This window comes from Limimaricola cinnabarinus LL-001 (assembly GCF_000466965.1).
In the GTDB taxonomy this organism is placed as follows: domain Bacteria; phylum Pseudomonadota; class Alphaproteobacteria; order Rhodobacterales; family Rhodobacteraceae; genus Limimaricola; species Limimaricola cinnabarinus.
Map to the genome: position 1 here is coordinate 1 of NZ_BATB01000055.1, position 24,290 is coordinate 24,290.

A 24,290-nucleotide genomic window follows, 5' to 3' on the forward strand; every position below is an offset into this window, starting at 1 on the left:
ATGTCCGATAATCTTGGTTTATCGGACATAATAATGATATGCTGCTCAGCATGACCGGATCAGCTGAAAACCCCGATACGCCGATCGCCCTGCCCGACCATGTCGCCGGCTCTGGCAGCCTCGACCGGCTCGTCGAGACTGCCCGTGGCTACGCGCAGCAGGCTGTCTCCGAAAACACCCGCATCGCCTACGGGCGTGACTGGGCCGCTTTTGCGCGCTGGTGCCGGCTGCGCGGCGCGATCCCCTGCCCCCGTCGCCGGAGCTGATCGGGCTCTACATCACCGATCTTGCCGCGCCTTCGAAGGCGCGTGCGCTCTCGGTGGCCTCGATCGAGCGCGGCTGGCCGGACTATGCTGGGGCTACGCGCAGCGGGGGCTGCGGTTTGAGCGCCGCGATCGGCACATTGTCAGCGTTCTCGCCGGTATCCGTCGTCGTCACGCGCGGCCGCCGATGCAGAAGGAAGCGATCGGGCCCGAGGACTTGCGCGCCATGCTCGCGACGCTGCCGCACGATCTGCGTGGGCTGCGCGACCGGGCGATGCTGCTGATCGGTTTCGCCGGGGCTCTGCGCCGGTCCGAAATTACCGGGCTCGACCACGGTAAGGACGACACCATGGACGGCACCGGCTGGGTCGAGATCTTCGAGGCCGGCGTGCTGGTCACGCTGCGCGGCAAGACCGGTTGGCGCGAGGTCGAGATCGCGCGGGGCTCGAGCGACGCCACCTGCCCGGTCCGGGCGCTGGAGCGCTGGCGGGCGTTTTCGAAGACCAACTTCGGGTCGCTGTTCACCGCCGTCAGCCGGGACGGCAGCCGCGCGCTCGAGCGCCGCCTGAACGACCGCCACGTGGCGCGGTTGGTGCAGCGCACGGCACTGGCCGCCGGATTGCGGCCCGAGTTGCCGGAGGCCGAGCGCCGCGCCCTCTTCGCCGGCCATTCGCTGCGCGCGGGGCTGGCGTCGTCGGCCGAGATCGATGAGCGTCATGTCCAAAAGCAGCTCGGTCACGCCTCGGCCGAGATGACCCGACGCTACCAGCGCAGTCGAGACCGTTTCCGGGTGAACCTGACCAAGGCAGCGGGACTATAGGATACTCTGGAGCGCTCTTCCTTTCATTGAGCCTTTGGGTCTGATGCGGTGAGCGCATCCTCTCGGCTTAGCAGAGCTACCACGCCATGAAGGCGAGTGAGAGACAACTTCAAATCTATTCTTTTGGCTCCTTCGGCTCGCCCTTTGCGCAGGTGCGTACAGCATCGGGCCAATATATTTGGCTGGCATGAAAACCGTATCTCCCGATCTGTTTGGCGCTGCCCCTTGGACTTGGCTCCTGGTGCCGCTCTTCTGCCTGCTGCTGGTCCGCATCTTGGATCGGGATAGCAAAATGCGTGCGTCTGGGCTGGGCCTCATTACCACCTCTTTGATGATTTTTAGCGCCGTGGCCCTGTCCGGCTGGCAACATTTTATCTGAGCTGACGCTTCTATCGCGAGCCCATTGCGGACTTTACTACTATTCACTGCGCTTGCTTGTTTTCTGCTGCGCCGGCGCGCCCGCACAGGGACGCGGGCAGCAACTGTATTGAGCTCTCGAAAGCCGACATATTTTGATCTTCAAAGACCGCCGCCTGCGCCCTTGTGTTCTATTGTAGGTCGCACGGTGCTCGACGAATAGCACATGCGCTCCCGGGGCTGAACTTGTCCGGTCAAGTTTCAGCTGACTCTCGACCGTTGCGACCCTCGTTCGTCCAAGCCTTTGTCCGAAGCACCTCACAGGTCGCTCCGAGAACCGCAGGGTAGGAAAACGAGTTCAGCGACCGGGTCGACACGAGACGTCTTGTTCGATCAGCGTGGCTCACGACCTCTTGGCTGATACCTCCCAGTGAGTATGATGTTGCGTAGTGGCCGCGCATGCCGTGTAGGTTCGTTTAATGAACACACGAGCGATCAGTCGACTTGCCGGCCAGATGAGCCGCCGTTTCGCGGGCGATGCGCGGAACCTTAAGCTCGGCTTGGCGGTCGCGATTGCGACGCTACTGATGGCTTCGATCTGGATCGTGCTGGACGCGAGGCGCGCTGAGCAGGCCGACGTCCGAATCGAGGCGGCGAACATTGCCGCACTACTTGCGCAGCAAGGCAGGACCGCGCTGGATTCGACTGACTTGGCACTGCGTGCGATCGCCGCGCGACTCGAACGCGAGGATCTGCCACAAGATGACCCGGAATTTCGCACGTTCATTCGCGGTCTCGACGAACGCCTTGAGACAGTGCGTGCGCTCTTCGTTATTGGAGCGGACGGCTACATAAGCCACGACACCGACTACCCGGAAACGCCGCGTGTCTCACTCTCCGACAGGCGGTATTTCAGCGTCCTGCGCGACGACCCCGACCGGGATTTTTTCGTCGGCCGCCCGATCCTCAGCCGGTCGGTTCTCCGCTGGTTCGTTCCTGTCGCGCGTCGTCTGGAGACCGCGGATGGCCAATTCGCCGGGGTCGTGGTCGCGGCGCTTGAGCCAATCTTCATCGAGCGAACCTACGGCCGCCTCGAGCTCAAGCCGCGCGACGTGGTAGCCCTGTTTCATGCGGACGGGACGCTTGTTGCGAGCATTCCCTCACTGCCCAACAACTACGGAAAACAGGTCAAAGACATCCAGCTGTTCTCGCCCGACCTGGCCGAGACATCGAGCGGAGTTTACCAGACCATCAACCCGCTCACCGAGCGCCCGGCCATGGTTGGGTTCGAGCGCTTCGGTGAGTTCCCTCTGGTAGTCGCCGTCGCGCTTGACCACAGCGACGCGCTGGTCGATTGGCGCCGGACCCTCTGGATCGTCGTTCTCGCCGACGTCGTCACGATCACGTTGATACTGCTGCTCTACTCTGCATTGGCGCGCCGGCGGCTCGAGCAACAGGTCGAGCGCCAGAAGGCGGTGATGCAGCAGAAACTCGAGACCATCGGCTTCATGACGAGTGGAGTGGCGCACGATTTCAAGAACATCCTCGCGGTGATCGACTCCGCAGTGCGCATGCTGCGTCGGGGAGACCCCAACGAGGCCCTGCTTCGAGGAATTGAGGAGGCCAAGGATCGCGGCGTCGGGCTTACCTCCGACCTCCTCCGGTTCGCCAAGGATCAGGAGGTGCGCACGAGCACGTTCAGCCCGGATGCGCAGATCCGCTCCCTCAAGGCCCTGCTACGCCGCAGCACCGGGCCGGGCGTTACGCTGTCTCTTGATCTCGAGGCCGGCGAAGCAAGCGTGGAAACGAGCCGCGCGCTCTTCGACGCTGCTCTCATGAATCTCGCAGTCAACGCCTCACAGGCCATGCCCGAAGGTGGCGAGCTCGTCGTTTCGACGAGGGTGGTCGAACTCGACGAACATCCCTGGCTTCTCCCCGGGCGCTACGCGTCCATTCAGGTCGAGGACACCGGACAGGGCATTTCGGAGGAAACATTGTCCAGCCTGTTCCAGCCGTTTACGACCACGAAAGGTGCGCAAGGCACCGGCCTCGGCCTCTATCAGACCCGACGTTTCGCGCGGGAGGTTGGTGGAGATATCGTCGTCACCAGCGAACTCGACCACGGAACGCGGGTGCAGATATTATTGCCCGTCATAGACACCACTTTGTCCTGAAGATCGGCAGAATTCTCCTCCCGGACGCGATCGCGCAAGCTGGTGTTGATCACCCATGCCGCGCTCCGGCTCGACGGCCTTCCGGCAATGCTGATCGCCACGGCCGGTCTCGTCTATCTGCTCGGCTGCTTCGCCGTCACGGTGGTTTTCAACGTGCCAATGAACGAGGCGCTGGCCGGGATGGACCTGGCAGAGGCGTCCACCCAGAGCTACTGGACCGGCACCTACCTGCCGCGCTGGACTTTCTGGAACACGGTCCGGACAATCGCCTGCGGTCTGTCGGCGGCGCTTCTGCTCTTCGGATTGACGACGCTGTCCCAGTCGCAACCTGCATAACGCAACAGGGGACCAGACATGGCCGAGCAAACGACCCTTCACCTGCTCTGCGGTCGGATCGCTTCAGGCAAGTCCACGCTCGCCACCGAACTCGGCCGCCGCCCCGGGACCGTGGTCATCCGCGAGGACCACTGGCTCTCGGGCCTCTACCGCAAGGAATTGAGGTCGATCGACGATTACGTCCGCTGCGCCGGCCTGTTGCGCGGTATCGTCGGCCCGCATGTCACGGACCTTTTGAACGCGGGAGTCTCGGTGGTCCTTGATTTCCAGGCGAACACCATCGAAGCGCGATCCTGGATGCGCGGCCTTCTCGACGGAACGGAGGCTGCGCATGTGCTCCACCTGCTTGACGTGCCCGAGGAGGTCTGCCTCGCGCGGCTGAGGGCCCGGAACGACGCGGGCCTGCATCCCTTCGCCGTGACCGAGGCGCAGTTCCGGCAGATCTCACGCCATTTCGTGCCACCTGCGCCGGACGAGGGGTTCGCAGTTCAGGTCCACCCGGTAGCGACCTGATGACCAGCCCTGCCGTTTGACAGTAAAGGCGGGTTCCCCGGCTCAGCGAAGGCTGGAGATACGGCCGCAAGCGAAGGTCAGGGTCCGAAGCGATGTCATGCGCTGACCCCCTTCACGAACGTCGTTCGGCCGCCCCTCAGAAGCACGATACCTACGGCAACGAACCACGCGATGGCGCCAAGGCCAAAGACAGCGCCGGCGGTCTCTCCGAGCGGCGGCAGGATGGTCACGAGCCCGGCGAAGCCGCTGATTGCGCCGATCCCGGCTGTGACGCGGCCGAGGAGACCGCTCGCAATCCCGGCGAGGCTGACCGCCAGGATCCATGCGCCGCCGGCGATCTCGTTGCCGCCGCCGAGGCCCAGTTCGACCGCGTGCAGCGTCTGCCAGAGGGAGGCCGCGGCCGCCGGATCGGCGGCAAGCGCATGTGTCCGTTCGACGGCGACATTTGCGATCATGCCGGCCCCGAGGACGAGGGTGGCCCAGATCAGCCCGATCGCCCCGGTCAGGGCGGCGGCGTCGGGCCGCGAACTGGCGATCTGCCGGCAGAGCGCCACGACGAGAACCGCGAGCGCAAGCGCGTTCACGACGTAGATCAGGGTGTTCCAGGCGATCAGCACGCCCGGCCGTTCGGCGATGAAGGCCACGACGGCAGCGACGTCGATCTCGTCCGAACCGAAGCCCAACGGGGCGAGCACGGTGACAAGCATAGCGAAGCCAAAGAGGTAGGTTGCGGCGCAGATCAGGGCGGCGAGGCCGCCGGCTATGCGGAGGGTCATGAGCGGAGTCCTTTCGGTTGGCGAGCCGCTTCTGCGGCGAGGGTTTCAAAGTGTTCGGTGAGGCGCCGCGTCCCGAAGCGGGGCGCGACCATGTCCATTCCGAGCGCGGTCAGGAAGAAGCGCGCGGGGCCGCTCACGTGGCGCGGCAGGAGCGGCAGGACGGCGAGCCCGGTCCGGCGCAGGCGTCCGGCAGATAGGTGATGCGCGGCTTGATCCCGAGGGCGGCGAAGGCGGCGCAGGCGATCTCGCCTTGGGTCATCACGTCGGGGCCGCCGATCTCGGCCCAGCCCCTCCCGGCGTCGGTCGCGTCGGCGATGGCCACCGCCAGATCGGCGCCATGAATGGGGTTGAGGCGATGCGCCCCGCCCCCAAACAGCCAGACGCGGCCATTGCGCGCCATCGTCAGGATCTCGCCCATATCCGAGAAGTAGCCGGTGGGCGCGATCACGGTCGCGGGCATGTCGGAGGCATGGAGCGCGTCCACGAAGGCGCTCTTGGCATCGACAAGCGGCACGTCCGTCATGGCATCGGCGTTCAGCACATGGACGTAGGCAAAGCGTCCGACGCCCGCGGCCTCGGCCTCGCGCAGCAGGTTCAGGTTGGCCTGGAAGTCGACCTCCCGGTAGCCGAGCCCGTCGGCCTGCCGGGTGATGCCAAGCGACGAGACGATGAGATCCACGCCATCCATAATCCCTTCGAGCGTCTCGGGCCGGGTGGCCTCGGCCTCGACCGAGAGATCGGCCAAGCTCCCGGCCTGCGCGGCGTCGCGGACCAGCGCGGTGACATGGTGGCCGCGCCGCGCGTATTCGGCGCACAGAAAGCGCCCGAGATAGCCGGTCGCGCCGGCAACGAGAACGTTCATGGATCGTCTCCGGTGTTCATGACAGGCCGACGCCAAGCGCGGCGGCGGCCATGAGGAAGAGGACCGGCGTCCAGAGCAGGCGCTCCGGGCGCGACGGGCTGGCGGCGTTCGCAGCGAGCGACAGCAGTGTGAGCGCGAGGGCGGGCCAGAACAGAGGCGCCAGCGGCGCCGCGCCGATGCCGGCCCTGGCGAGCACCGCCCCGGCCATGGTTGCGAGCAGCGCGGCCTGGACCAGCGCCAGCGCCCGCCAAGCCGACGACAGGCGGCCGGGAAAGCGGCCGCCGACCGTCAGGCGGCCGAGCGGGGCACCGGCGGCGACGCCCAGGTGCATCAGCATGGGCAGTGCGGTCAGCCCGGCATAGGCAAAGGCGAGGATCTGGCTCATGGACCGGTCTCTCACCACCGCAGCAGGCGCGCCGGACGGGATCGCCGCGAGCTGTGCGGCCTCCCCTCGGGTAGGCCGAGATCGCCCCACAGGTGCCGGGGCGGAGACGCGCGCCGCTCTGTCGGGTGGACCGTCCCCCCGGTCAGCAGGTGGTGCAGGCCCTCCATGCGGGTGCGGACATCATGCATGGCTTCCTCCCTCAGTTCACGACCGCATGGCCGCGGCCGCGCAGGCAATTCAGAACGATATCCTCGCGGGTGTCGCTTGCCGCGGACGCGCCCGCCGCGGCGCCCGCCAGCGCGCCGACGACGGCCCCGCCCAGTGCGTCGCCCTCGTCGTCGATCTCGCCCAGCACGCCGCCCATTCCTGCCCCGATGGCAGCTGCGGCCATCGTCTCGTGGTCCAGCTGTGACTGGCTTCGGGCAAGGCTTCGGCAGGCAGCGAGGTCGCTCTGGAACTGCGCGCGCGGCGCGCCGTCCAGGATCGGGTCCACATCCGCACCCATGTCGGCGCAGGCCGCCAGCAAGGCGGTCAGGCACAGGGGAGCGATCAGCATCGGTTTCATGTCGTGTCTCCTTCGACGACCAAGGGTGTCGAAAGAGAAATTATCTGTCCGCGCCGCTCGACGGCATGACCGCAGGGATCAGCGGTTTGACCTGCGGCATCAATCGCCGCACCACGCGGTGGGGCTGGCGCCGGTCCAGCGCCGGAACGCCCGCACGAAGGCCGAGGCTTCCGAAAAGCCCAGAAGGTAGGCCGTTTCCCCGACCGACACCTTGCCTGCGCTCAGGTAATCCATCGCCATTCGGCGGCGCAGGTCGTCATGGACCTGCGCGAAGGTGACGCCTTCGTCCTTCAGTCGGCGGTAGAGCGTCTGCCGGCTCATGCCGAGATCGCGCGCGATGCGGTCCATCGACAGCGTGCCCTCGTGCAGCTCCGCAAGCATCCGTGTCTCGACGGCAGAGCGCACGGTATCATGCGTCGCAAGCTCGTCCAGTAGCGCGTCCGCATGGCGCGTGAAAATGCCGAAGACGTAGTCCTTGCCGCCGTCGAACGCCGCGTCGAGCCAGACCGGATTGATCCGGAGCGCGTTGCGCGCCGCGTGGAACGTGACTGGCACCCTGAAGAGTTGCGGGTAGCGGTTGGCATGCGGCGGTGGGGCGTAAGTCACCTCCAGCGCCCGCTCGAACGGGTGTTCCGGCGCGGATCGACGGAACTCGGAGATGAACCGCGCGAAGCTCGCCTCCGTGGCCATCCAGCTGCCGTCGCAGGGGCGGTGGTCCACCAGCCAGACCGCGTCCGCGTCCCGCACCAGTTCGAACCGGTCCCGTCCCCCGGGGATCGGCACGTCGGTCATGAGGCGCGAATAGCGGTTCAACTGGTCCAGGCTGTGCGGGAAGGAGGAGGAGGCATGCACGATCTGGCCGACGATCGACATCGTCTCGAGCCGGGTTTCAAGGACGTGGCGCAATAGCAGCGACGTGTCCCCTGTCGTCTCGACCCCCGCGGCGATGAGCGTCTGGTAGGAGGCGACCGGGATGCGTGTGTCCTGATCGGCCAGATCCTCCGCCGTCAGCCCCGACGCCGCCAGCAAGCTGTCTCGAGGCACCCCTTCGGCCACCGCATAATCGAGGAACGCGGCCGCGAAACCGGCGGCCATGGTCTGATCGGACATGCGGCAGTCTCCTCGGGTCAGGATCTCGATGCGCCCGGTCATGTCGTCGCCGAACCGGCGCTGGCAGATTGTCTTGAGACATGACGCCGGGACAACCCCTATGCTGCGCCCCATGACTGCACCGATCGCCGCCCTCCACGGTCTCTCCGCCTTGGCCTTTGCCACTCTCCTGTGGATCACGCGGGGGTCCCCGGAGGTGCCGGCCACCGTGACCGGCGATCCCTCCCCGTCACGTCTCGAAGGTGAGGGTGTCGTGCTGCATGGCCGCGTCGCCGTCCCGAAAAGTGCGCCGCTTTTCGTCGTTCTGCATGGCGGGCCCGGCGGCGATCATCGCTCGCTGCTGGCACTGAAGGGGCTGAATGAGACGCACCGTGTCCTGTTCTACGACCAGCGCGGTGCGGGCTTGTCGGAGCGGGTGGCGCCGGATCGTTTGGGCGTGAGCGATCATCTCGCCGACCTTGACGCACTGATCGCGGCGCATGGCCAAGGCCCTGTCGGTGCTGATCGGCCATTCCTGGGGCGATGCTGGCGACAGCCTATCTTGGCCACCGACCAGAGGCGGTCTCCCGCGCCGTTCTGATCAAGCCCAGCTTCCTTGATACGGAAGGACTTGCCGACTTAAAGATCCAGCGCGCTGCGCTCTTCCGCAGCCCGCGCGGGAGCAGCACAGTGAAGGAATCTCTGCCCGGACAGTATTCGCCCGCCCGAACAACCTTGATCTCGCGCTGCGGACCTAAACAGGCAGCGCTTCCCGTTTCCGCGCCATGACGGCTTTAAGTGCCGGACGATCGGCACAGCGCCTGATCCAGGCCCGGAGGGTGGGCTGTTCCGGCATCGCGTTGGGAATCCACTGGAATGGGCTCGACAGCAGCAGGTCGACCGCCGAGTAATCCTCTCCAAGAAGATAGGGCTGGCTGTCCAGCGCATGGGCCAGCCGGGCGAAGACGGCGTCCAGATCGCGGAAGGTCGCGTGCAGGGCGGGATGGTCGATCTTCGCCCAGTCGAGAACCAGCACGGGCTCCATCACGCCTTGGTAATAAAACAGCCAACTCAGGAACGCCCCGCGCTGCGGATGACCGACAGGGCGACCGAGCCCCGCCTCGGGAAACCTGTCCGTCAGATAGGCGACGATGGCCCCGCGCTCGCGCACATGATCCTCGCCGTCGGTCAGATAGGGCACTTTGCCCTCCGGATGCGGATTGCGCGGGTCTGGGCCACCGCTGCCATCCTGACGCGCGACCGAGACGTCGATCACGTCGATATGCTCTGCGATGCCCATCTCCTCGATCAGCACGAGCATGGAGGTCGAGCGGGACTGCGGGGCGTGATAAAGGGTCGGCATGGGAGGCTCCTGACTGGATGTGATGCCTTGTCATATGCCCCGCCTGCTGACAGTTTGTGTCAGCATGGCCCGGACCGACCGCCTCATGCGTTTGATGGACGCGCTGCGCCGCTTGCCTGTCCCGGTCACCGCCATGCGGCTGGCGGCGGAAACGGGCGTGTCGCCGCGACAGCTCTACCGCGACATCGCCACGCTGCGCGCGGGCGGCGCCCTCATTGATGGCGAGGCCGGGGTCGGCTACCGGCTGACCGAGGACCCTGCCCTGCCGCCGCAAAGCTTTTCGCGGCTGGAGATCGAGGCGCTGGTCCTTGCCGTGGGAGAGCTGCGCCAGACGGGCGACGCGGCACTGGAGGACGCGGGCCGTTCGGCGCTTGCCCGGATCATCGCGACGCTGGCCGACGATCAATCGCGCCAAGCCATGCACACCGTCCTGCGCAGCTTTCGTTCGCCACCTGCGCGCGTGGAGCCGCCCGTGGACATGGCGCTTCTGCGACGCGCCTGCTGGGAGGAGCTGGCGCTCGACGTCTCGTATCGCGACCTCAAGGGCTGGGTCACCGAGCGCGAGGTCTGGCCCCTCGGGATCAGCTATTCGGACGGCACGCTGATGGTGCTGGTCTGGTGCTGCCTGCGGCAGGACTGGCGCGTCTTTCACGCCAAGGGGATCGAGAACGCCCGCCTCAGCGGGCGAAGCTTCAGGCCCCGGCGCGTGGCCTTGCTGCGCGACTACGCGGCGCGGCGGGCCGCCTCGGGGCCCCCTGCGAAAGCTTGAGCGCGACCCTGCCGTTCTCTTCGCGCCGCCATTCGCAACAGCACCGAAGAGACGATGGCGGCGACAGGGCCCTCCACCGTCTCACCGGTGTTCAACAAGGGGCTCCGCCTCAGTGTACCGACGGCAAAACCCCGGCGGCAGCGGACCCACCTGCCCGAACCGAGGCACCGTTGCACCCGGTGATGGCGGGGGCCTCGCGGATCAGCGCCGGATCGGTCAGCGCCGCCACCATGAAAAGCGCGAAATCGGTGCGCCGTGTCAGGTTACTCGCAAGGCGCGGATCGCCTACACGCCGGGCCCAGATCGGCAGACCCTCGCTCGGCCCCTCCTCGAGATCCGAGCCGCGCACCACCGTCCAGTCGCGGTTCGAGGCAAAAATGAGATCCGTCGCGCGGACCTGATCGTCGATATCGACAAGGCGCAGCGCCCTGAGGATCGGCGTGCCGAAGCTGACGATCGCGCGGATCTTCCAGCCGTAGCGATCCTTGCCGTCGCGGCTGATATGCCAGCCGCAGGAGAAGACCAGACGGACATGGGGCGGGGCGAGGTCGAGCACGGCGCGCGCCGTGCCCGAAGCGTAGTCCTGCACGCCCCAAGGCGCGAGGACCACCAGCACGCCGTCGCAGCCCTGCGTGGCCTTGGCGATCACCGCGCGGTCGTCGGTGCGGCCGGGATGCACGGTGATGCGGCCCTTGAACCGCTCAAGCTTGCCGGCGCTCTTGGGGCGGCAGACGCCGGTGACCTCGTAGCCGAGGGCCAGCGCGTGTTCGGTCATGTACTGCCCGAGCTTGCCGGAAATGCCGACGATGCAGATGCGTTTCATGGGGGGTCTCCTTTCGATATGGGTCAGGCCGAGATGGGATGCGACGCACGGGCGCGCGGGCCGCGCAACAGCAGCCACAGCGCAAAGCCGATCTCGGCCAGCGTCACGACGAGCAAGAGCGCGATCTTGACCGCCTCCAGCGTCGCGGCGCCGGGCAGGGCGAACATCTGCACGCTGTCGACGAGATAGCCCGTGCCGCCGACGATCAGCCCAAAGCCCAAGGCTCGTGGATAGAGCTCCGAGCGCAAAACCAGCGTGCCCAGAAGGATCAGGTGCAGGCAGAAGAAGACCTGCCAGATCCAGACGCCCGCGTCGTGGACATGGCGCAGCAGGCCGGCCAGCTCGATGCGTTGCGCTGTGCTGAAGCTGTCAAGCGGCAGCCGGCCATCGGCCAGCGCCAGCGATCCGGCATGGAAGAACAGCATCGCCGCCATGACAGCCACCATCATCAGCCGCGCATAGGACGCGGCAAGCGACAGCGTCGCGTTCACCGGGCGAAACATGAAGTAGAGCATGACCGAGACGAATACCTCGGCGGTCATCATCACCACGTCGCCCACGAGGCCCGCGTGAAACAGGCCGCGCCTCTCGGCGATGTTGGCGAAGGTCGCCGCCGGATCGCCCGCGACGTTCAGCGCGCCCGGCACGTAGAGGATCGAAAAGCCCCCTGCAAAGGCGATGACGAGGTAAATCGCCCCGGTCAGGCGGGCGTAGGCGCGGGAGGATGGATCGTGAAAAGAGAGCATGAGAGCACCTCCTGGCGATAGCTGCGGACTGCTCCCATCCTACGCCCACCTGCCCTTGCAGAGAATTGACCGGTCTTGTCGAGCTGATATGCAGATCCGTATGGATTGGCGCAGCGTCACCTTCGACTGGAACCGGGCCCGGGCCTTTCTCGTCACGGCCGAGGAAGGCTCGCTCTCCGCCGCCGCCCGCGCGCTGAAGCTGGCGCAGCCGACGCTGGGCCGTCAGGTCGAGGCGCTGGAGGCCGAGCTTGGCGTTGCGCTGTTCGAGCGGTCCGGCCGGGGCCTGCGCCTGACGCCGTCGGGACACGAGCTTCTCGAGCACGCCCGGCTCATGGGGGAAGGCGCGCGTGCCCTGTCTCTGGCCGCATGGGGTCAGACTGAGGCGCTGGAGGGCGAGGTGGCGATCTCGGCCTCGGACGCCTATGCCAGCTACCTGCTGCCACCGATCCTCAAACGGCTGCACGCCGCCGAGCCGAGGATCCGCATCGAGATCGTCGTCTCGAACGACCTGTCGGACCTGTCGCGCCGCGAGGCCGACATCGCGGTGCGCAACGTCAGACCTACCGAACCCGACCTCATCGCGCGCAAGGTCCGCGACGCGATGGCGCGGCTCTACGCGACGCCTGCCTATCTCGACAGGCTCGGGCGGCCCGGCTTGGCGGCGGGATACAATGCCGCCGATTTCATCGAGATCGACGCGAACAACAGCCTCATGCGCCTGCTCAACACGCAAGGCTTCTCGCTCGATCAGGCCAACTTTCCCTATCGCTGCCGCAACTTCACAGTGATGTGGGAGATGGTGCGCAAGGGGATGGGGGTCGGCATCCTCGACGATCGCATCGGCGATGCCGACGAGACGGTCGAGCGCGCCGTGCCGGGGTTCGAGCCGATCGCATTCCCGATCTGGCTCGTCGCACACCGCGATATCGCGCGGTCGCGCCGCCTGCGGGTGGTCTTCGATGCGCTGGCGGACGGCTTCAGCGCCTGAGGCTGGCTGTCAGGTATCGCTCCGAGCCGTGCAGCCGGATCTCGATCTCCCGCGCGAAGTCGGCGCGACGAAGTGGTCAGCATTCTGCCGGAACTGCGCGTCCGAGACAGTGGAGGGATGATCGCCTCGCACATCGCGGTCGCGCAGTCGCGCGAGGCAGAACGCATCGTGGACATCGAGCAGGTGCAGCATGTGGGAAGCTCATGTTTTATTGAGGATTTCGCGCGTTCAGCCGCGCGCCCCGACCGTATTGACCTCAAAGTTCAGCAAAACGGAAGGACCGGCTTTGGGCAGGGACGCGATATGCGGGCCCATGATCTCTCTCAGCTTTGACGAGTAGCGATCGTAGTCAGCGATACTGTGCGATTTCACCGGTCAAAAGCAAATACGCCTTTGCGAATGTCGGCTTGGAAGGTTGTTTCCGCAATCGCGATGACGCAGCCCAGCATGTCTGCTTTCTGCCCTCTATCCTGAGGGGCTTCGCAGCCGCAGCGCAAATCGAGTACTCGCGGCGAACGGCAGGAAGGTCCGCACTGCGGACCTCGGCCCGGACTGCGGCGAATGGCTGCTATCCGTCCTCTTTCCCAAGTGCTTCGCAGCCGCAGCGCAAATCGAGCTCTCGCAGCGAACGGCCGGATGGTCCGCACAGCAGACCGATCGTGTCCCCCGACGTGGTGTAGCTCTTGGTGGCCCAACGGGCTTCGGCGGGCCGAGCTGATCAGTCCGTCTGCGCGGCAGGCAGGCTGACGATGGGATCGTCGCAGACTGGCGCGAGCGTTTCCAAATGTCGTCATGGGGCGGCCAAGACCGGATAGGCTGGCGCTTACACATCCCAGAGGAGGACGGCATGAAGACCTTCATCGGCATTGATGTTTCGTTCGCAAGCTCCTTAGTCTGCATGCTCGACGAGCATGGGCAGGTCATAAAGCGGGGACAGATCGTCAGCGAGCCTGAGGCGTTCATCGCGTTCCTGCGGGACCTGCCGTGGCCCGTCGAGGCGATCGGGCTTGAGGCTGGCCCGCTGTCGCAATCGAGGAGGTTACAGTCTCGGACCTCCAACATCACCTTGTCATCGACCGCGCGTTGGCGCTGCGGCCCGAGATTCAGGCATTCCGAGACTGGATCATCACGGAAGCCAGCGAAAGCTAAGGACCTGTCGCGCCTGCGTCGGATCTCTGGCTCAGCCTGAAACAGACTCAGATTCCGGCGCTATGGATTCGATCAATCGCGGCGACATGAAATCCCACAGGGTCCTCTCCAAGCGGGCCCAATCCGTGAATTCGTGCTCTTCCTCATTCGGATCGTAGTCGCGTCCGCGCAACACGACGTGCCGCACCACCTGCCGCGCAAAGTAGTCGTATTTCCTGGTGCGGACGGCGCCCGCGACCAGTGCTCGATAGCTCGGCGTGAAGCGTGTGCGCATCATCATTTCCACCAGGTAATCCTCTGCCTCTTCGAGACCTTCGGGGAAAGCGGCGCTGAGACTGACGGAGATCAGCAGCGTCGGATGCGTCTCCAAGGCGTGCCGATGCGCGGCAAGAAAGACCTCGAGCGCCATGGGATGGCGTCTTTCGTGGACCGACCCGGCGAGAATGATCCTGTCGGCGTTTTCGAGATCGATACTGACCGTCTTGTCCGCGACATCGAACAAGGCGACCTCGTGGCCCGCTTTGCGCAGCATGTCCTGCGCGAAATGTGCGATCTTTCGAGTTTGCCCTTCAAGGCTTGCAAAGAGAATGACGACCTTCATTGCGGATCTCCTGTTGCGGGCACGGGCCGTTCATGACCGGTGTCGGCATCATGCGCTCGCCGGGTTTGCCCCGCCTTGTTCGAGATCAAACCATGCGCGGTTCGCGCCCTCCTGTGGACGGGACGCCCACAGAAGGGATTGGCGGGCTCAGGCCGGTCGGATGAACATCCGTTCAGCTTCGCCTGCCTGCCGATCATCGGCGCGGATCGCGCGGTAGGCATGCCACGTGGCATGACCCAAGACCGGGAATACGACGATCAGCCCCGCGAAGGCCGTCAGGACGCTTGCTGCAAAAAGCGCAAACACGATCGCCCCCCAGACCAGCATCACGACCATATTGTTCCAGACCATCGCCATACTGATCCCAAGCGCCGAAAGCGCGTCGGTCTTTTCCTGTAGCAACATCGGTACGCCGAACACGCTGATCGCAAAAGCGAACGCGGCGAAGAGCGCGCCCACCGCGCCACCGACCAGTAGCAGCGCCCAGCCCGTCGGTGTCAGCAGCAGCATCGGAACGATATCTTCAATCCCGGGAAACGGGGAGATGCCGAAGAACAGCGCATAGATCAGCACCGCCGCGCGCATCCACAACAGGAACAAGCCGAGAAGCAGGACCCCCATGAACAGCGCTTGATGACCCGACCGGGGCCACATGAAGATCATTCTGACCAGAGTCGTCCGTTGCCCCTGTTCGAGCCGGCGGCTTTTTTCGTATAGGCCGTTGGCGACAAGCGGACCGACCACCATGAAACCTGCCAGCGCCGGAAACAGCGCATAATCGAGCCCCAGCCCAAGCAGCAGCCAGACGACCGCGACCGACAACACGAAGACCCCGCCCCCGTAGGCGAGGCTTGGTGCGGGATCGGCGCGCAGATCGTCCCAACCTGCGCGCAACCAGCCGAACGCGGTGCGTGCGGGCAAGCTGCGGGCGCGGGGGTTCGGGGTCGGCAAGGGCGGCACGACCTTGGGAATGGCGCCCCCGGCATGCGGGTTGTCGGGCGGCGGCGGATCGGTGCGGTTGCTCAGCATGCGGGTTTCGCCGCGCGGAACGCGGCGCCTTCCTGATTGGTGGACAAGACACAGTCGGGCTGAGAGGCAAAGGAAACGGCGATCAGGTGAGCGTTGGCCGCGGCAAAGACGGCGATCACCGCGAGACCCAGCGCGACACCGACAAGGCGTGTCCGTGACAGCGATCCAGCGAATACGGTCATGGCGCGCCCTCCCCGGCCAACTCTTGCAGGTAGACCGTCAGCATCTTGCGATCCGCATGGCTCAGGCGCTCCTCCCAGCTCGGCATCACGCCCTGTCGCCCGTCCCAGATCGTGCGGTAGATCGACGCTGCGTCACCGCCATAGATCCAGAAGTCATCCGTTAGGTTCGGCGCCCCGAGGTCCGTGTTGCCTCGTCCATCGGCGCCGTGACAACTGGCGCAGTTGTCGGCGAAGACCGTCGTCCCGGTCTCGAGGACCTCCGGGGCAACCTCGGCACCAGAGAGCGACTGCACGTAGCCTGCAACGCTGCGGATTTCGCCGCGCGACAGGATCCCGTCCCGTCCGAAAGCCAGCATCTGGGCCCAACGCGTGTCGGGATGCTGCGCGTTGATGCCGACGCGCAGCGTCTCCATCACGGTTTCGGCGTCACCGCCCCAGAGCCACGCCGCGTCCACGAGGCTCGGAAAGCCCGGCCCGCCGGTCGCTGCCGCGCCGTGGCAGGCGCGCAGTTGTCGCCGAACAGCGCCGGGGCCGTGCCCGCGATCCGCGACATCAATTCGGGATCGGCGCGGATTTCCTCGATCGGCATCTCGTCAATCGCGGAAAGCCAGTCGCTCCTTGCAAGGCCGGCACGCAGGATGTCCTGCTCGACCTCTTCCTGCTGATCGATCCCCAGGACACCCTTGGTATAGCTCGACACCAGCGGCCAGGCGGGCAGGAAGATCCAGACGGCAAGCGCCCAGACATGGGTGACGATGATGGCGATCCAAACGATGCGGGGCACGCGGGTGTTCAACTCGGTGATCCCGTCCCACTCGTGCCCGGTGGTCTGATGACCCGTCAGCGGGTCGCGGTCCTTTACCGACATGGTCCGTCCTCATCGTCCAGAATGCTCTTCGCCGCCTTGTCGAACCGGCCCCCAAGGGACGGCCAGAAGGCGTAGAGCGTGATGCCGACCGACAGCGCGATCAGGTAGAAAAGCCCGAAGGACTTCGAGAAGCCCACGAACAGCTCGTGCGAGATTTCCATGCTCATCCCTCCGGTACGGGCTGGATTTGCGCAGGCAGATCGGTGAGCCGCCCGAGGACCTGCAGGTAGGCCACCAGCGCATCCATCTCGCTCACCCTGTCGGCGCTGCCGTCGAACAGGCGCACGGCGGTCTCCTCGCCGTAGCGGTCGAACACCCCGTCGGCACGGTCTGTGTCGGGCAGCGCCTGTCCGATCGCGTCGGCCGAGGCCGACGCGATCATTTCGTCGCTGTAGGGCACACCGACCGCGCGCAACGCCGCCAATCTGTCGGGCAGGCTTTCAACATCCAGCCCCGCGTCGAGCAGGAAGGCGTAGTGCGGCATCACCGATTCCGGCACCAGCGCGCGTGGATCGACGAGGTGACGCACGTGCCAGTCATCGGAATACTTCTCACCCAGCCGGGCGAGATCCGGCCCGGTGCGCTTTGAGCCCCAAAGCATAGGGTGATCGTATTGCGACTCTGCGGCCAGCGAATAGGGACCGTAGCGCTCGACCTCATCACGCAGGGCGCGGATCATTTGGCTGTGGCAGGCGTAGCAGCCTTCGCGGATATAGATGTCGCGTCCGGCCTGTTCGAGCGGCGTGTAAAGCCGCATGTCGGGTGCCGCCTCGACCGTCTCGTCGATGGTGAAGAGCGGCGCGATCTCGATGAAGCCGCCGATGCCGGCCGCGACGATGATCGCTGCGGTGAGGCCGAGCGAATGCCGCTCGAGCCGGTAATGCGCCTTGGCGTGGCCCTCGAAGAAGGCGGCGAAGGGTTTCAGCAGGGGTTTGAGAAATGTCTTCATCGGATCACTCCGCGGCCGGCAGCGCCGGCTCCATGGTCTCGGACGTGGTGGGATGGTCGCGCTCTGGCACCTGCCGCGGCACGTGGCGGATCGTCATCACCACGTTCCATGCGCCGATGATCGCGCCGGTCACGAACAGCAGGCCGCCAAAGGCGCGGGCCACGTAATAGGGATGCATCGCCACGAGGCTGTCGGTGAAGGAGTAGCGCAGCGTGCCGCTTTCACCGTAGGTGCGCCACATCAGCCCTTGGATGATGCCGCTGTTCCACATCGCGAAGACGTAGATGACGGTCCCCGCAAGGGCGATCCAGAAGTGCCACTCGACCGCCTTCCAAGAGTACATCGTCTCGCGCCGCCACAGGCCCGGCACCAGAGCGTAGATCGAGCCGAAAGTGATCAGTGCCACCCAGCCCATCGCGCCCGCATGGACGTGCCCGATGGTCCATTCGGTGTAATGCGACAGCCCGTTGACCGGACGGATCGCCATGAACGACCCCTCGAAGGTCGACAGGCCGTAGAACACTGCCGCCACCATCATGAAGCGCAGCGTCGCATCGTCGCGCACCTTGTGCCAAGCGCCGTTGAGCGTCATCAGCGCGTTCCCGGCGCTGGCCCAGGACGGCACCAGCAGCATCACCGAGAAGGTCATCCCCAGCGTCTGCACCCAGTGCGGCAGCGCGGTGTAGTGCAGGTGGTGCGAGCCCGCCCAGATGTAGAAGAAGGTGATCCCCCAGAACGACAGGATCGACAGCCGGTAGGAATAGATCGGCCGCTCGGCGCGCTTGGGCAGGAAGTAATAGAGCATGCCCAGAAAGCCCGAGGTCAGAAAGAACGCGACCGCGTTGTGCCCGTACCACCACTGGGTCATCGCGTCTTGCACGCCCGAGAAGGCCGAGTAGCTCTTGGCCCCGGTCCACGAGGCGGGCACCGCGAGATTGTTGACGATATGCAGCACCGCCACGACAAGGATAAAGGCGAGATAATACCAGTTGGCGACGTAGATATGCGGCTCGCGGCGGCGCGCCAGCGTGCGGATGTAGAGGGTGAAGTAGACCACCCAGACAACCACCAGCCAGATGTCGGCATACCATTCGGGCTCGGCGTATTCCTTGGACTGGGTAACACCCATCAGGTAGCCGCTCGCCGCGATGAGGCAGAACAGGTTGAAGCCGAAAAGCACGAACCACGGCGCAACCTGACCAGGCATCCGCGCGCGAGAGGTGCGCTGCATGATGTGAAACGAGGTGGCGATCAGCGCATTGCCGCCAAAGCCGAAGATCACGCCCGAAGTGTGCACCGGGCGCAGCCGCCCGAAGCCCGACCATGCCGCGTCGAAGCGCAGATCCGGCCAGGCCAGCTGCGCCGCGACCCACACCCCCATGCCCATCGCGATCACTGCCCATGCGAGCGACAGCAGGATGCCGACCTTGGTCGGGTCGTCGTAATAGGCAAGGCTGCGGTCCTCGAGCTCGTCGGACCCGTAAGCGGCACGGGCCAAGAGACCGAAGAACAAGGCGAAGAAAAGCAAGACGATCCAGCCATGCGCGCCCATCGGGTCGCCCTGCCCCGCCGCGGCCATGGCGAGGCCCGCCACCATGCCGGCCAGCGTGATCAGCATCGCCGCCCCGCGTTCCGCTTGGGTCAAGCTCGATATCATTTCGTCGTCTCCTTCGAAGTCGTGTCGCGGCGCGAAGAGGTGCGCGGCGGTGTCAGCGGTGTGTCGTCAGCGTCGAACAGGATGCGCTCGGCGTCGCCAGTCAGGTCCTCGTATTGGCCGCTGCGCAGGCTCCAGAAGAAGGCCGCGAGGCCGAGGGCGCCCATGACGAGCGTGACAGGGATCAGGAAAGCCAGAACGCTCATGCCGGCATCATCAGGGCTTGCGGCTCGGGCCGGGGCGTGGGGCGCGCGATGCGGCCGTTCAACCGCAGTGCGTTGCCGATGACGAGAATCGAGGAGCCCGACATCGCCAGCGCGGCGATCAATGGCGTCACCAGCCCCGCTATGGCGAGCGGAATGGCGATGCAGTTGTAGGCTATGGCGAGCGCGAAGTTCTGCCGCACGATCCGCGCCGTGGCCCGTGCCACGAGAACCGTCGCCGGAACCGCGTCGAGCCGATCGCGCAGGATCACGAAATCCGCGGCGGTCCGGCCCGCCTCCGAAGCGCTCGCCGGGGCCATCGAGACATGTGCCGCCGCCAGCGCCGCGGCGTCATTCAGCCCGTCGCCGACCATCAACGGGCGGTGGCCCGCATCGCGCAGTCCTTCGAGCAGCGTCACCTTGTCGGCGGGCGTCGCGTCGTGATGCACCTCGCAATCCCGATCTCGGCCGCGACCCGTGCGACACGCGCCTCCCCATCGCCTGACAGGAGCGCGACTGGCAAACCCGCGGCCTCAAGATCCGCCACCGCCTCGCGGGCTGCCAAGCGTAGCGTCTCATCGAGTTCGAACCCGCTGGCTTTCTGGCCCTCGACGGCGAAGGCCGGGCCGGTTTCGGGCATCAAGCCGGCTGCGATCTCGGCAACCCATGACAGGCGACCCAGACGCACACGGCGGCCCAACACGACACCTTCGACGCCAAGGCGGGGTACTCGCTCACCTTTTCCGCCTTCACCGGCGCCGCGTCGATCTGCGTTGCGATGGCGCGGGCCGCCGGGTGGCGCGACCGTTCCGCGAGGGCCCGAACAATGGCCCGCTCCTCAAGACTTTCAGGACCCGCGCCCACCCTCGGCAGGCCGGTGGTCAATGTGCCGGTCTTGTCGAACACCACGCGGTCGATTTCGGCCAGCCGCTCCAGCGCCGCGCCGTCCTTCATCAGCACACCGTCGCGCATCAGGCGCCCGCCGCCACGACATGCGCCACCGGCACCGCGAGGCCGAGTGCGCAAGGACAGGTGATGATCAGCACGCTGATCGCGACAAAGGCCGAAGCCTGCCAGTCGCGCGTGACCCAGAGCCAGCCTGCGAAGGTCACGAGCGCCAGGAGATGCACGACCGGCGCATAGAGCCGCGCCGCACGGTCGGCGATGCGCACATAGCCGCCGCGCCCGCTCTCTGCGGCGCCCAGCATGCGCATCATCTCGGCCAGGAACGACGTCGCGGCGGGGCGCAGCACCTCGACCTCGATCTCGCCGGTGAGATTCAGCGTTCCGGCCTCGAGATCGCAGCCTGGCCCGGCGGCGACTGGCATCGACTCGCCGGTGACGATCGAGCGGTCGAGATCGGTCGCCCCTTGCCGGATCCGCGCGTCGACCGCCAATCGCTCACCTGCGGCAACGACCAGCATCATGCCTGGCACGATTTCCTCGACGGGCCGCCAGACCTGTCCGCCATCGGGGGTCCGCAGCATCGCCCCCTTGGACGCGAGTTTGGCAAATCCGGTCACGGCGCTCCGGGCGCGGTCGCGCATCAGCTGGTCGAGATAGCGGCCGGTGAGCAGGAAAAAGAGCAGCGTCACGGCGGCGTCGAAGAATACCTCTTCGCCGCCCCGCGCCGTTTCGAACAGGCTCAGTGCCAGTGCCAGAACCACCGCCAGCGCGATCGGCACGTCCATGTTGAGACGGCGGGCCCGCAATGCCCCGAGCGCCGATGAAAAGAACGGCTGGCCCGCATAGGCCACCACCGGGAGCGCGATCAGCGCCGAAATCATGTGGAAGGTGTCGCGCAGGGTCCCGCTTGCGCCCGACCACACCGCAACCGACAGCAGCATGATATTCATCGCGCCGAAGCCCGCCACTGCGATGGCCCGCAGAAGCCGCGCGCTCGACGCCTCTTGCGTCAGCGCGGGCCGATCGAGATCGAGGAGCTGCGCGTCGTGGCCGAGCGTGGCAAGCGCGTCGAGCACCGGTGCCGGGTCGTCTGTCGCCCCCGCCAGCGTCACGCGCAGTTGCTTCAGCGTCAGGTTGGCCCGTGCCGAGACGACGTCGGGCAATGCGCCCACCGTGTGTTCGACTTTCGCCACGCAGCCACCGCAGCGCAGTCCGGGGAGCGATAGGAGACAGACCCCCTGCCCTTCGAGGGTCGGGCGGACCACTGCCTGCCGCTCAGCGCGCGCCCGCTCATCGGCCGCCGGCGTATGTTGGTCGAAGTTCAGATTCATCGCGGTCTTTCGGATCCTTACACGCCAGCCGAAGCTGGGAGTTGCGGCCCGTACTTCGGCCGAGATGCACGCGCACCCATGGGCACCCGTATTCTCGGGGTGTGGCATCGATCGACCGGAGGTAATTTGATCCAGATCAAACTGGCAGTCGGTTTTCGCTTTGCGGCAGAAGAACCTGGAGATCCATGTCATGCGGCGCACACGAGTTGATCGACATCAAAGTGTCCGTCCGTCGGATGCGTTTACATCGCGGCTGTCACTTCAAGGAAAGACTGCCATGCCCCATGGAACCGTCGCCGTGCTCGCCACCGACTCCACCCTCGATCACGGCGCAATCCTCACCGGGCTCGCCATGAGCGATACGGAGGACACGCATCTCGATATCCATTGCATCGGCTTCGAAAGCCCTGCCCCCGATGCCTTTGCCATGGGATCGGTCGTACCGATCAGCTGGCCGGACGATGGCGCCGCCCTTGCCCGCGCCGAAGCACTCGAGGCCGAACTACGACCGATCGTTCCGAAACACCGCTGCAATGTCGCCTTCTGTCGGCAGACACTTCGCGAAGGGTCGGTCGGCAGCGAACTGCCCCCGGTGATACGGTTTGCCGACTGGATCGTCGCCGCAGCGCCTCATGATACGCAGGATCGGTCATCGCAGGTCGCAGTTTTGGAAGCCGCGCTCTTCGTGGGTGGGTTGCCGGTGATCGTGGTGCCGAAGGAAGGTGTCGAAATCGCCCGCGCTCCAACCCGCATCGCGGTGGCTTGGGATGGCAGCCGAGAGGCGTTGGCGGCTGTGCGCAGCACCTTGCCAATGCTCCGGCGTGCGCAACTCGTCGATGTGGTCGTTGTCGATCCTGATATCCGCCACGGCGATCGTTCGGACCCGGGCGGAGATCTTGCGCTCTTTCTGGCTCGGAACGGCGTGCATGTAGAAATCAATGTTCTTTCGCGCAGCCGGCCGCGCATCTCCGACATCTTGTCCCGTCATGGGTTCGAGACAGGCGCAGAGGCGATGGTCATGGGCGCATTCGGCCATTCGCGACTGCGCGAGGCGCTGTTCGGCGGCACCACCCGCGACATGCTACGCGTGCCGCAGATCCCGCTGATCCTGGCCCGGTAGGGATCAGGCCCGCATCGAGCCATCCCCGGTTTCGGCGTCGAGACGAGCGAGATCGGGGATATGGACCCGTCTCTTGCCGTCCAGTTCGATCACGCCATCCCGGTTGAGTTGGTTGATCTGTCGACTCACCGTTTCGAGCGTCAATCCGAGATACTCCGACATCGCCTCCCGCGTCAGCGGCAGCTCAAGCCGGATGTCGTGGGTCTTGGGTGCCATGTCGAAGCTGGCCTCGCGTCGGGCAACCGAAGCCAGCAGGCTGGCTATGCGCTCGCGTGCGGTCTTGCGGCCGAGCACCAGCATCCAGTCACGCGCAGCATCCAGCTCATCGAGGGTCATCTCCAAAAGCCGCTCTGCGACATGTGGCGTATCGCGGAGTAGCCGCTCGAACGGCGCACGGCGAAAGCAACACAAGGTGACGGCGCTCGCCGCCGTAACGTCGTAGATCGTACTGTCACGACCGGGCCGGCCAATGAAATCCGAGGGCAACAGCAGACCGACCATCTGGATACGACCATCCTCCATGGTCTGCGACAGCGTGGCGACGCCAGAGACGACCGAGCCGACGAAGCTCATGGGATCGCCAGCCCAGGCAATCTTCTGTCCGGCTTCGTAGCGCCTGTAGACCTTGATCTGTTCCAGTTGAGCCAGTTCGGTCTCGTCGCAGCGCGCACAGACCGCGCGGTGACGGATGCCACAATCGGTGCAGCGAAGGTTCAATCTGTGCGGCATGAAGGTCTTTCTTCAAGTCGAGGTATTGGTAGTTTTCGAAGCGGGCTGATCACGGTTCAATTTGTATGGCACTGCGCTGGATCAAGTGCGTGTTGCGATGGCGCGGCGGAAGTGGGGATGTCGAACAGGGCGCGCAGCATATGGCTTCGGCTTGCAACATCGCTCAGCCGATAGCCGTCGAGCACCGCAAGGAACGCTTGCATCGCCTCGGCCAAAACACTGGGTAGGCCGCAAGCAGGCGCGATCAGGCAACCTGTGCAGTCCACCAGACCGTTTTCGCCCTCAGTATGGCGCACCAGGGCCCCGAGGCTTATCTCGCTGGCCGGGCGCGCCAGCCGCAATCCACCATGTCGTCCTCGAACCGTCTCGATAAACCCCGCACGGCCAAGGCCTTGTACGATCTTCATCAGGTGGTTGTGCGAGATGCCGTAGGTCTGGGCGATGTGACGGATCGAAACCAACTCGTCACCGGACGTGGCAAGCTGGATCATGGTGCGCAGCGCATAATCGGAATGATGGCTGAGTTTCATGATGCATCATTAGATGCATTTCATATGAATGTATAGAAGGCCTTAAAACGATTTCAAAGACGAACGGGCGTCGTTCTGCACCACACGCTGCTTCGAACGCCTAGGCTCAGGACTTCGGTAACGGGGTGAACTGGCCCCCGTTTCGACCGGACACTCAGGCATAACCATGGAGGCTTAGGCATATGCCTAAGGGTCGTGTCGCGAAGTTGG

30 protein-coding genes and 2 pseudogenes are annotated in these 24,290 nt (G+C 65.5%); 10 read left to right on the plus strand and 22 right to left on the minus strand.

Annotated elements, in window-relative coordinates:
- Nucleotides 1-38 precede the first annotated feature (38 nt).
- The 4 genes and pseudogenes from MBELCI_RS14875 to MBELCI_RS14890 all read left to right on the plus strand — a co-directional run bounded on the left by MBELCI_RS14875 (nucleotide 39) and on the right by MBELCI_RS14890 (nucleotide 4,463).
- Nucleotides 39-1,083, plus strand: a pseudogene (locus MBELCI_RS14875) (tyrosine-type recombinase/integrase).
- A gap of 836 nt (nucleotides 1,084-1,919) precedes the next feature.
- Nucleotides 1,920-3,614 carry a hybrid sensor histidine kinase/response regulator family protein gene (locus tag MBELCI_RS14880; protein ID WP_081698614.1) on the plus strand — a complete coding sequence of 565 codons (1,695 nt, stop codon included), beginning with the start codon at nucleotides 1,920-1,922 and terminating at the stop codon, nucleotides 3,612-3,614.
- Between the two features lie 45 nt (nucleotides 3,615-3,659).
- Entirely contained in the window at nucleotides 3,660-3,950 is a 291-nt protein-coding gene (locus MBELCI_RS14885) for an anthrone oxygenase family protein (RefSeq protein WP_235047655.1), read from the plus strand.
- An 18-nt stretch (nucleotides 3,951-3,968) separates the two neighbouring features.
- Entirely contained in the window at nucleotides 3,969-4,463 is a 495-nt protein-coding gene (locus tag MBELCI_RS14890) for a P-loop nucleotide/nucleoside kinase family protein (RefSeq protein ID WP_021695077.1), read from the plus strand.
- A 95-nt stretch (nucleotides 4,464-4,558) separates the two neighbouring features.
- On the opposite strand, the gene MBELCI_RS14895 is transcribed toward MBELCI_RS14890, so the two are convergent.
- The 5 genes from MBELCI_RS14895 to MBELCI_RS14915 all read right to left on the minus strand — a co-directional run bounded on the left by MBELCI_RS14895 (nucleotide 4,559) and on the right by MBELCI_RS14915 (nucleotide 8,161).
- Entirely contained in the window at nucleotides 4,559-5,239 is a 681-nt protein-coding gene (locus tag MBELCI_RS14895; protein ID WP_021695078.1) for a hypothetical protein, read from the minus strand.
- A 133-nt stretch (nucleotides 5,240-5,372) separates the two neighbouring features.
- The gene (locus MBELCI_RS14900) at nucleotides 5,373-6,101 is read right to left on the minus strand and encodes an SDR family oxidoreductase (RefSeq protein WP_235047656.1); all 729 of its coding nucleotides are present in this window, start codon (nucleotides 6,099-6,101) and stop codon (nucleotides 5,373-5,375) included.
- Between the two features lie 16 nt (nucleotides 6,102-6,117).
- Nucleotides 6,118-6,486 carry a hypothetical protein gene (locus tag MBELCI_RS14905; protein ID WP_045320266.1) on the minus strand — a complete coding sequence of 123 codons (369 nt, stop codon included), beginning with the start codon at nucleotides 6,484-6,486 and terminating at the stop codon, nucleotides 6,118-6,120.
- A gap of 199 nt (nucleotides 6,487-6,685) precedes the next feature.
- Entirely contained in the window at nucleotides 6,686-7,051 is a 366-nt protein-coding gene (locus MBELCI_RS14910) for a YMGG-like glycine zipper-containing protein (RefSeq protein WP_021695081.1), read from the minus strand.
- Between the two features lie 99 nt (nucleotides 7,052-7,150).
- The gene (locus MBELCI_RS14915) at nucleotides 7,151-8,161 is read right to left on the minus strand and encodes an AraC family transcriptional regulator (RefSeq protein WP_045320267.1); all 1,011 of its coding nucleotides are present in this window, start codon (nucleotides 8,159-8,161) and stop codon (nucleotides 7,151-7,153) included.
- Nucleotides 8,162-8,273: 112 nt separating this feature from the next.
- On the opposite strand from MBELCI_RS14915, the gene MBELCI_RS22730 reads away from it, so the two are divergent.
- Entirely contained in the window at nucleotides 8,274-8,741 is a 468-nt protein-coding gene (locus tag MBELCI_RS22730; RefSeq protein WP_369385473.1) for an alpha/beta fold hydrolase, read from the plus strand.
- A gap of 153 nt (nucleotides 8,742-8,894) precedes the next feature.
- On the opposite strand, the gene MBELCI_RS14925 is transcribed toward MBELCI_RS22730, so the two are convergent.
- Nucleotides 8,895-9,503: a glutathione S-transferase family protein gene (locus MBELCI_RS14925; protein WP_021695084.1), complete on the minus strand. Its 609-nt coding sequence runs from the start codon at nucleotides 9,501-9,503 to the stop codon at nucleotides 8,895-8,897.
- 64 nt (nucleotides 9,504-9,567) lie between these two features.
- Here MBELCI_RS14925 and MBELCI_RS14930 point away from each other — a divergent pair, with 64 nt between their 5' ends.
- Nucleotides 9,568-10,272 carry a helix-turn-helix transcriptional regulator gene (locus tag MBELCI_RS14930; protein WP_045320269.1) on the plus strand — a complete coding sequence of 235 codons (705 nt, stop codon included), beginning with the start codon at nucleotides 9,568-9,570 and terminating at the stop codon, nucleotides 10,270-10,272.
- Nucleotides 10,273-10,381: 109 nt separating this feature from the next.
- On the opposite strand, the gene MBELCI_RS14935 is transcribed toward MBELCI_RS14930, so the two are convergent.
- Complete coding sequence (locus MBELCI_RS14935) at nucleotides 10,382-11,095, minus strand: NAD(P)-dependent oxidoreductase (protein WP_021695087.1); 714 nt, start codon at nucleotides 11,093-11,095, stop codon at nucleotides 10,382-10,384.
- Between the two features lie 23 nt (nucleotides 11,096-11,118).
- Entirely contained in the window at nucleotides 11,119-11,841 is a 723-nt protein-coding gene (locus MBELCI_RS14940) for a DUF4386 domain-containing protein (protein ID WP_021695088.1), read from the minus strand.
- An 88-nt stretch (nucleotides 11,842-11,929) separates the two neighbouring features.
- On the opposite strand from MBELCI_RS14940, the gene MBELCI_RS14945 reads away from it, so the two are divergent.
- The 3 genes from MBELCI_RS14945 (at nucleotide 11,930) to MBELCI_RS21315 (ending at nucleotide 14,018) form a co-directional block, all read left to right on the plus strand.
- Nucleotides 11,930-12,829: a LysR family transcriptional regulator gene (locus tag MBELCI_RS14945; protein WP_045320270.1), complete on the plus strand. Its 900-nt coding sequence runs from the start codon at nucleotides 11,930-11,932 to the stop codon at nucleotides 12,827-12,829.
- A 72-nt stretch (nucleotides 12,830-12,901) separates the two neighbouring features.
- Nucleotides 12,902-13,162: a hypothetical protein gene (locus tag MBELCI_RS14950; RefSeq protein ID WP_131505565.1), complete on the plus strand. Its 261-nt coding sequence runs from the start codon at nucleotides 12,902-12,904 to the stop codon at nucleotides 13,160-13,162.
- A gap of 514 nt (nucleotides 13,163-13,676) precedes the next feature.
- Nucleotides 13,677-14,018 (plus strand): hypothetical protein, encoded by a 342-nt coding sequence (locus tag MBELCI_RS21315; RefSeq protein WP_045320271.1) that lies wholly within the window; start codon nucleotides 13,677-13,679, stop codon nucleotides 14,016-14,018.
- Here MBELCI_RS21315 and MBELCI_RS14960 read toward each other — a convergent pair.
- The 12 genes and pseudogenes from MBELCI_RS14960 to MBELCI_RS19500 form a co-directional block, all read right to left on the minus strand.
- Nucleotides 14,010-14,579 (minus strand): flavodoxin domain-containing protein, encoded by a 570-nt coding sequence (locus MBELCI_RS14960; protein WP_021695091.1) that lies wholly within the window; start codon nucleotides 14,577-14,579, stop codon nucleotides 14,010-14,012. The two genes, MBELCI_RS21315 and MBELCI_RS14960, sit on opposite strands and share 9 nt — an antisense overlap.
- A 147-nt stretch (nucleotides 14,580-14,726) precedes the next feature.
- Complete coding sequence (locus MBELCI_RS14965; protein WP_021695092.1) at nucleotides 14,727-15,608, minus strand: DUF2189 domain-containing protein; 882 nt, start codon at nucleotides 15,606-15,608, stop codon at nucleotides 14,727-14,729.
- The gene (locus MBELCI_RS14970; protein WP_021695093.1) at nucleotides 15,602-15,790 is read right to left on the minus strand and encodes a hypothetical protein; all 189 of its coding nucleotides are present in this window, start codon (nucleotides 15,788-15,790) and stop codon (nucleotides 15,602-15,604) included. The genes MBELCI_RS14965 and MBELCI_RS14970 overlap by 7 nt, the downstream gene beginning before the upstream one ends.
- Entirely contained in the window at nucleotides 15,787-16,299 is a 513-nt protein-coding gene (gene ccoP / locus MBELCI_RS21320) for a cytochrome-c oxidase, cbb3-type subunit III (RefSeq protein ID WP_235047658.1), read from the minus strand. The genes MBELCI_RS14970 and ccoP overlap by 4 nt, the downstream gene beginning before the upstream one ends.
- Entirely contained in the window at nucleotides 16,203-16,658 is a 456-nt protein-coding gene (locus MBELCI_RS21325; protein ID WP_200861290.1) for a cbb3-type cytochrome c oxidase N-terminal domain-containing protein, read from the minus strand. The genes ccoP and MBELCI_RS21325 overlap by 97 nt, the downstream gene beginning before the upstream one ends.
- The gene (locus MBELCI_RS20085; RefSeq protein WP_021695095.1) at nucleotides 16,649-16,819 is read right to left on the minus strand and encodes a cbb3-type cytochrome c oxidase subunit 3; all 171 of its coding nucleotides are present in this window, start codon (nucleotides 16,817-16,819) and stop codon (nucleotides 16,649-16,651) included. Before MBELCI_RS20085 ends, MBELCI_RS21325 begins: the two co-directional genes overlap by 10 nt.
- A gap of 2 nt (nucleotides 16,820-16,821) precedes the next feature.
- The gene (ccoO, locus tag MBELCI_RS14980) at nucleotides 16,822-17,607 is read right to left on the minus strand and encodes a cytochrome-c oxidase, cbb3-type subunit II (protein ID WP_021695096.1); all 786 of its coding nucleotides are present in this window, start codon (nucleotides 17,605-17,607) and stop codon (nucleotides 16,822-16,824) included.
- 4 nt (nucleotides 17,608-17,611) lie between these two features.
- Nucleotides 17,612-19,264, minus strand: coding sequence for a cytochrome-c oxidase, cbb3-type subunit I (ccoN, locus tag MBELCI_RS14985; protein ID WP_021695097.1), 1,653 nt, complete (start codon nucleotides 19,262-19,264; stop codon nucleotides 17,612-17,614).
- Nucleotides 19,265-19,320: 56 nt separating this feature from the next.
- Nucleotides 19,321-19,467: pseudogene (ccoS, locus tag MBELCI_RS14990) on the minus strand (cbb3-type cytochrome oxidase assembly protein CcoS); the annotation flags it as partial.
- Nucleotides 19,464-19,913: an HAD-IC family P-type ATPase gene (locus MBELCI_RS19485; protein ID WP_021695099.1), complete on the minus strand. Its 450-nt coding sequence runs from the start codon at nucleotides 19,911-19,913 to the stop codon at nucleotides 19,464-19,466. The gene MBELCI_RS19485 and the pseudogene ccoS, both read right to left, overlap by 4 nt.
- Nucleotides 19,914-20,103: 190 nt before the next feature.
- Nucleotides 20,104-20,436, minus strand: a complete 333-nt coding sequence (locus MBELCI_RS19495; RefSeq protein WP_021695100.1) for an HAD family hydrolase — start codon at nucleotides 20,434-20,436, stop codon at nucleotides 20,104-20,106.
- Nucleotides 20,436-21,893 carry a heavy metal translocating P-type ATPase gene (locus MBELCI_RS19500; protein ID WP_081698615.1) on the minus strand — a complete coding sequence of 486 codons (1,458 nt, stop codon included), beginning with the start codon at nucleotides 21,891-21,893 and terminating at the stop codon, nucleotides 20,436-20,438. Before MBELCI_RS19500 ends, MBELCI_RS19495 begins: the two co-directional genes overlap by 1 nt.
- A gap of 106 nt (nucleotides 21,894-21,999) precedes the next feature.
- Between MBELCI_RS19500 and MBELCI_RS15000 the strand changes: the two genes are divergently transcribed.
- On the plus strand, nucleotides 22,000-22,821 hold the full coding sequence (locus MBELCI_RS15000; RefSeq protein ID WP_235047657.1) for a universal stress protein: 822 nt from the start codon (nucleotides 22,000-22,002) through the stop codon (nucleotides 22,819-22,821).
- Between the two features lie 3 nt (nucleotides 22,822-22,824).
- Here MBELCI_RS15000 and fnrL read toward each other — a convergent pair whose 3' ends face one another.
- Nucleotides 22,825-23,550 carry a transcriptional regulator FnrL gene (gene fnrL / locus MBELCI_RS15005; RefSeq protein ID WP_021695103.1) on the minus strand — a complete coding sequence of 242 codons (726 nt, stop codon included), beginning with the start codon at nucleotides 23,548-23,550 and terminating at the stop codon, nucleotides 22,825-22,827.
- Between the two features lie 56 nt (nucleotides 23,551-23,606).
- The gene (locus tag MBELCI_RS15010) at nucleotides 23,607-24,080 is read right to left on the minus strand and encodes an RrF2 family transcriptional regulator (RefSeq protein ID WP_021695104.1); all 474 of its coding nucleotides are present in this window, start codon (nucleotides 24,078-24,080) and stop codon (nucleotides 23,607-23,609) included.
- Nucleotides 24,081-24,290 lie beyond the last annotated feature (210 nt).

Excerpts from the sequence above, each read along its gene's own strand:
- MBELCI_RS14960 (WP_021695091.1), bottom strand. The coding sequence starts at position 14,579 with ATGAAGGTCGTCATTCTCTTTGCAAGCCTTGAAGGGCAAACTCGAAAG.
- MBELCI_RS14930 (WP_045320269.1), top strand. The coding sequence starts at position 9,568 with ATGGCCCGGACCGACCGCCTCATGCGTTTGATGGACGCGCTGCGCCGC.
- MBELCI_RS19495 (WP_021695100.1), bottom strand. The coding sequence starts at position 20,436 with ATGCGCGACGGTGTGCTGATGAAGGACGGCGCGGCGCTGGAGCGGCTG.
- MBELCI_RS22730 (WP_369385473.1), top strand. The coding sequence starts at position 8,274 with ATGACTGCACCGATCGCCGCCCTCCACGGTCTCTCCGCCTTGGCCTTT.
- MBELCI_RS14935 (WP_021695087.1), bottom strand. The coding sequence starts at position 11,095 with ATGAAACGCATCTGCATCGTCGGCATTTCCGGCAAGCTCGGGCAGTAC.
- MBELCI_RS14915 (WP_045320267.1), bottom strand. The coding sequence starts at position 8,161 with ATGTCCGATCAGACCATGGCCGCCGGTTTCGCGGCCGCGTTCCTCGAT.
- MBELCI_RS14910 (WP_021695081.1), bottom strand. The coding sequence starts at position 7,051 with ATGAAACCGATGCTGATCGCTCCCCTGTGCCTGACCGCCTTGCTGGCG.
- MBELCI_RS14880 (WP_081698614.1), top strand. The coding sequence starts at position 1,920 with ATGAACACACGAGCGATCAGTCGACTTGCCGGCCAGATGAGCCGCCGT.
- MBELCI_RS19500 (WP_081698615.1), bottom strand. The coding sequence starts at position 21,893 with ATGACATGGATCTCCAGGTTCTTCTGCCGCAAAGCGAAAACCGACTGC.
- MBELCI_RS14890 (WP_021695077.1), top strand. The coding sequence starts at position 3,969 with ATGGCCGAGCAAACGACCCTTCACCTGCTCTGCGGTCGGATCGCTTCA.
- MBELCI_RS15010 (WP_021695104.1), bottom strand. The coding sequence starts at position 24,080 with ATGAAACTCAGCCATCATTCCGATTATGCGCTGCGCACCATGATCCAG.
- ccoO (WP_021695096.1), bottom strand. The coding sequence starts at position 17,607 with ATGAAGACATTTCTCAAACCCCTGCTGAAACCCTTCGCCGCCTTCTTC.
- ccoN (WP_021695097.1), bottom strand. The coding sequence starts at position 19,264 with ATGATATCGAGCTTGACCCAAGCGGAACGCGGGGCGGCGATGCTGATC.
- MBELCI_RS14970 (WP_021695093.1), bottom strand. The coding sequence starts at position 15,790 with ATGACCGTATTCGCTGGATCGCTGTCACGGACACGCCTTGTCGGTGTC.
- MBELCI_RS14905 (WP_045320266.1), bottom strand. The coding sequence starts at position 6,486 with ATGAGCCAGATCCTCGCCTTTGCCTATGCCGGGCTGACCGCACTGCCC.
- MBELCI_RS14925 (WP_021695084.1), bottom strand. The coding sequence starts at position 9,503 with ATGCCGACCCTTTATCACGCCCCGCAGTCCCGCTCGACCTCCATGCTC.
- MBELCI_RS20085 (WP_021695095.1), bottom strand. The coding sequence starts at position 16,819 with ATGGAAATCTCGCACGAGCTGTTCGTGGGCTTCTCGAAGTCCTTCGGG.
- MBELCI_RS14945 (WP_045320270.1), top strand. The coding sequence starts at position 11,930 with ATGCAGATCCGTATGGATTGGCGCAGCGTCACCTTCGACTGGAACCGG.
- MBELCI_RS14940 (WP_021695088.1), bottom strand. The coding sequence starts at position 11,841 with ATGCTCTCTTTTCACGATCCATCCTCCCGCGCCTACGCCCGCCTGACC.
- MBELCI_RS14895 (WP_021695078.1), bottom strand. The coding sequence starts at position 5,239 with ATGACCCTCCGCATAGCCGGCGGCCTCGCCGCCCTGATCTGCGCCGCA.
- MBELCI_RS21325 (WP_200861290.1), bottom strand. The coding sequence starts at position 16,658 with ATGTCGGTAAAGGACCGCGACCCGCTGACGGGTCATCAGACCACCGGG.
- MBELCI_RS14965 (WP_021695092.1), bottom strand. The coding sequence starts at position 15,608 with ATGCTGAGCAACCGCACCGATCCGCCGCCGCCCGACAACCCGCATGCC.
- MBELCI_RS14900 (WP_235047656.1), bottom strand. The coding sequence starts at position 6,101 with ATGAACGTTCTCGTTGCCGGCGCGACCGGCTATCTCGGGCGCTTTCTG.
- MBELCI_RS21315 (WP_045320271.1), top strand. The coding sequence starts at position 13,677 with ATGAAGACCTTCATCGGCATTGATGTTTCGTTCGCAAGCTCCTTAGTC.
- fnrL (WP_021695103.1), bottom strand. The coding sequence starts at position 23,550 with ATGCCGCACAGATTGAACCTTCGCTGCACCGATTGTGGCATCCGTCAC.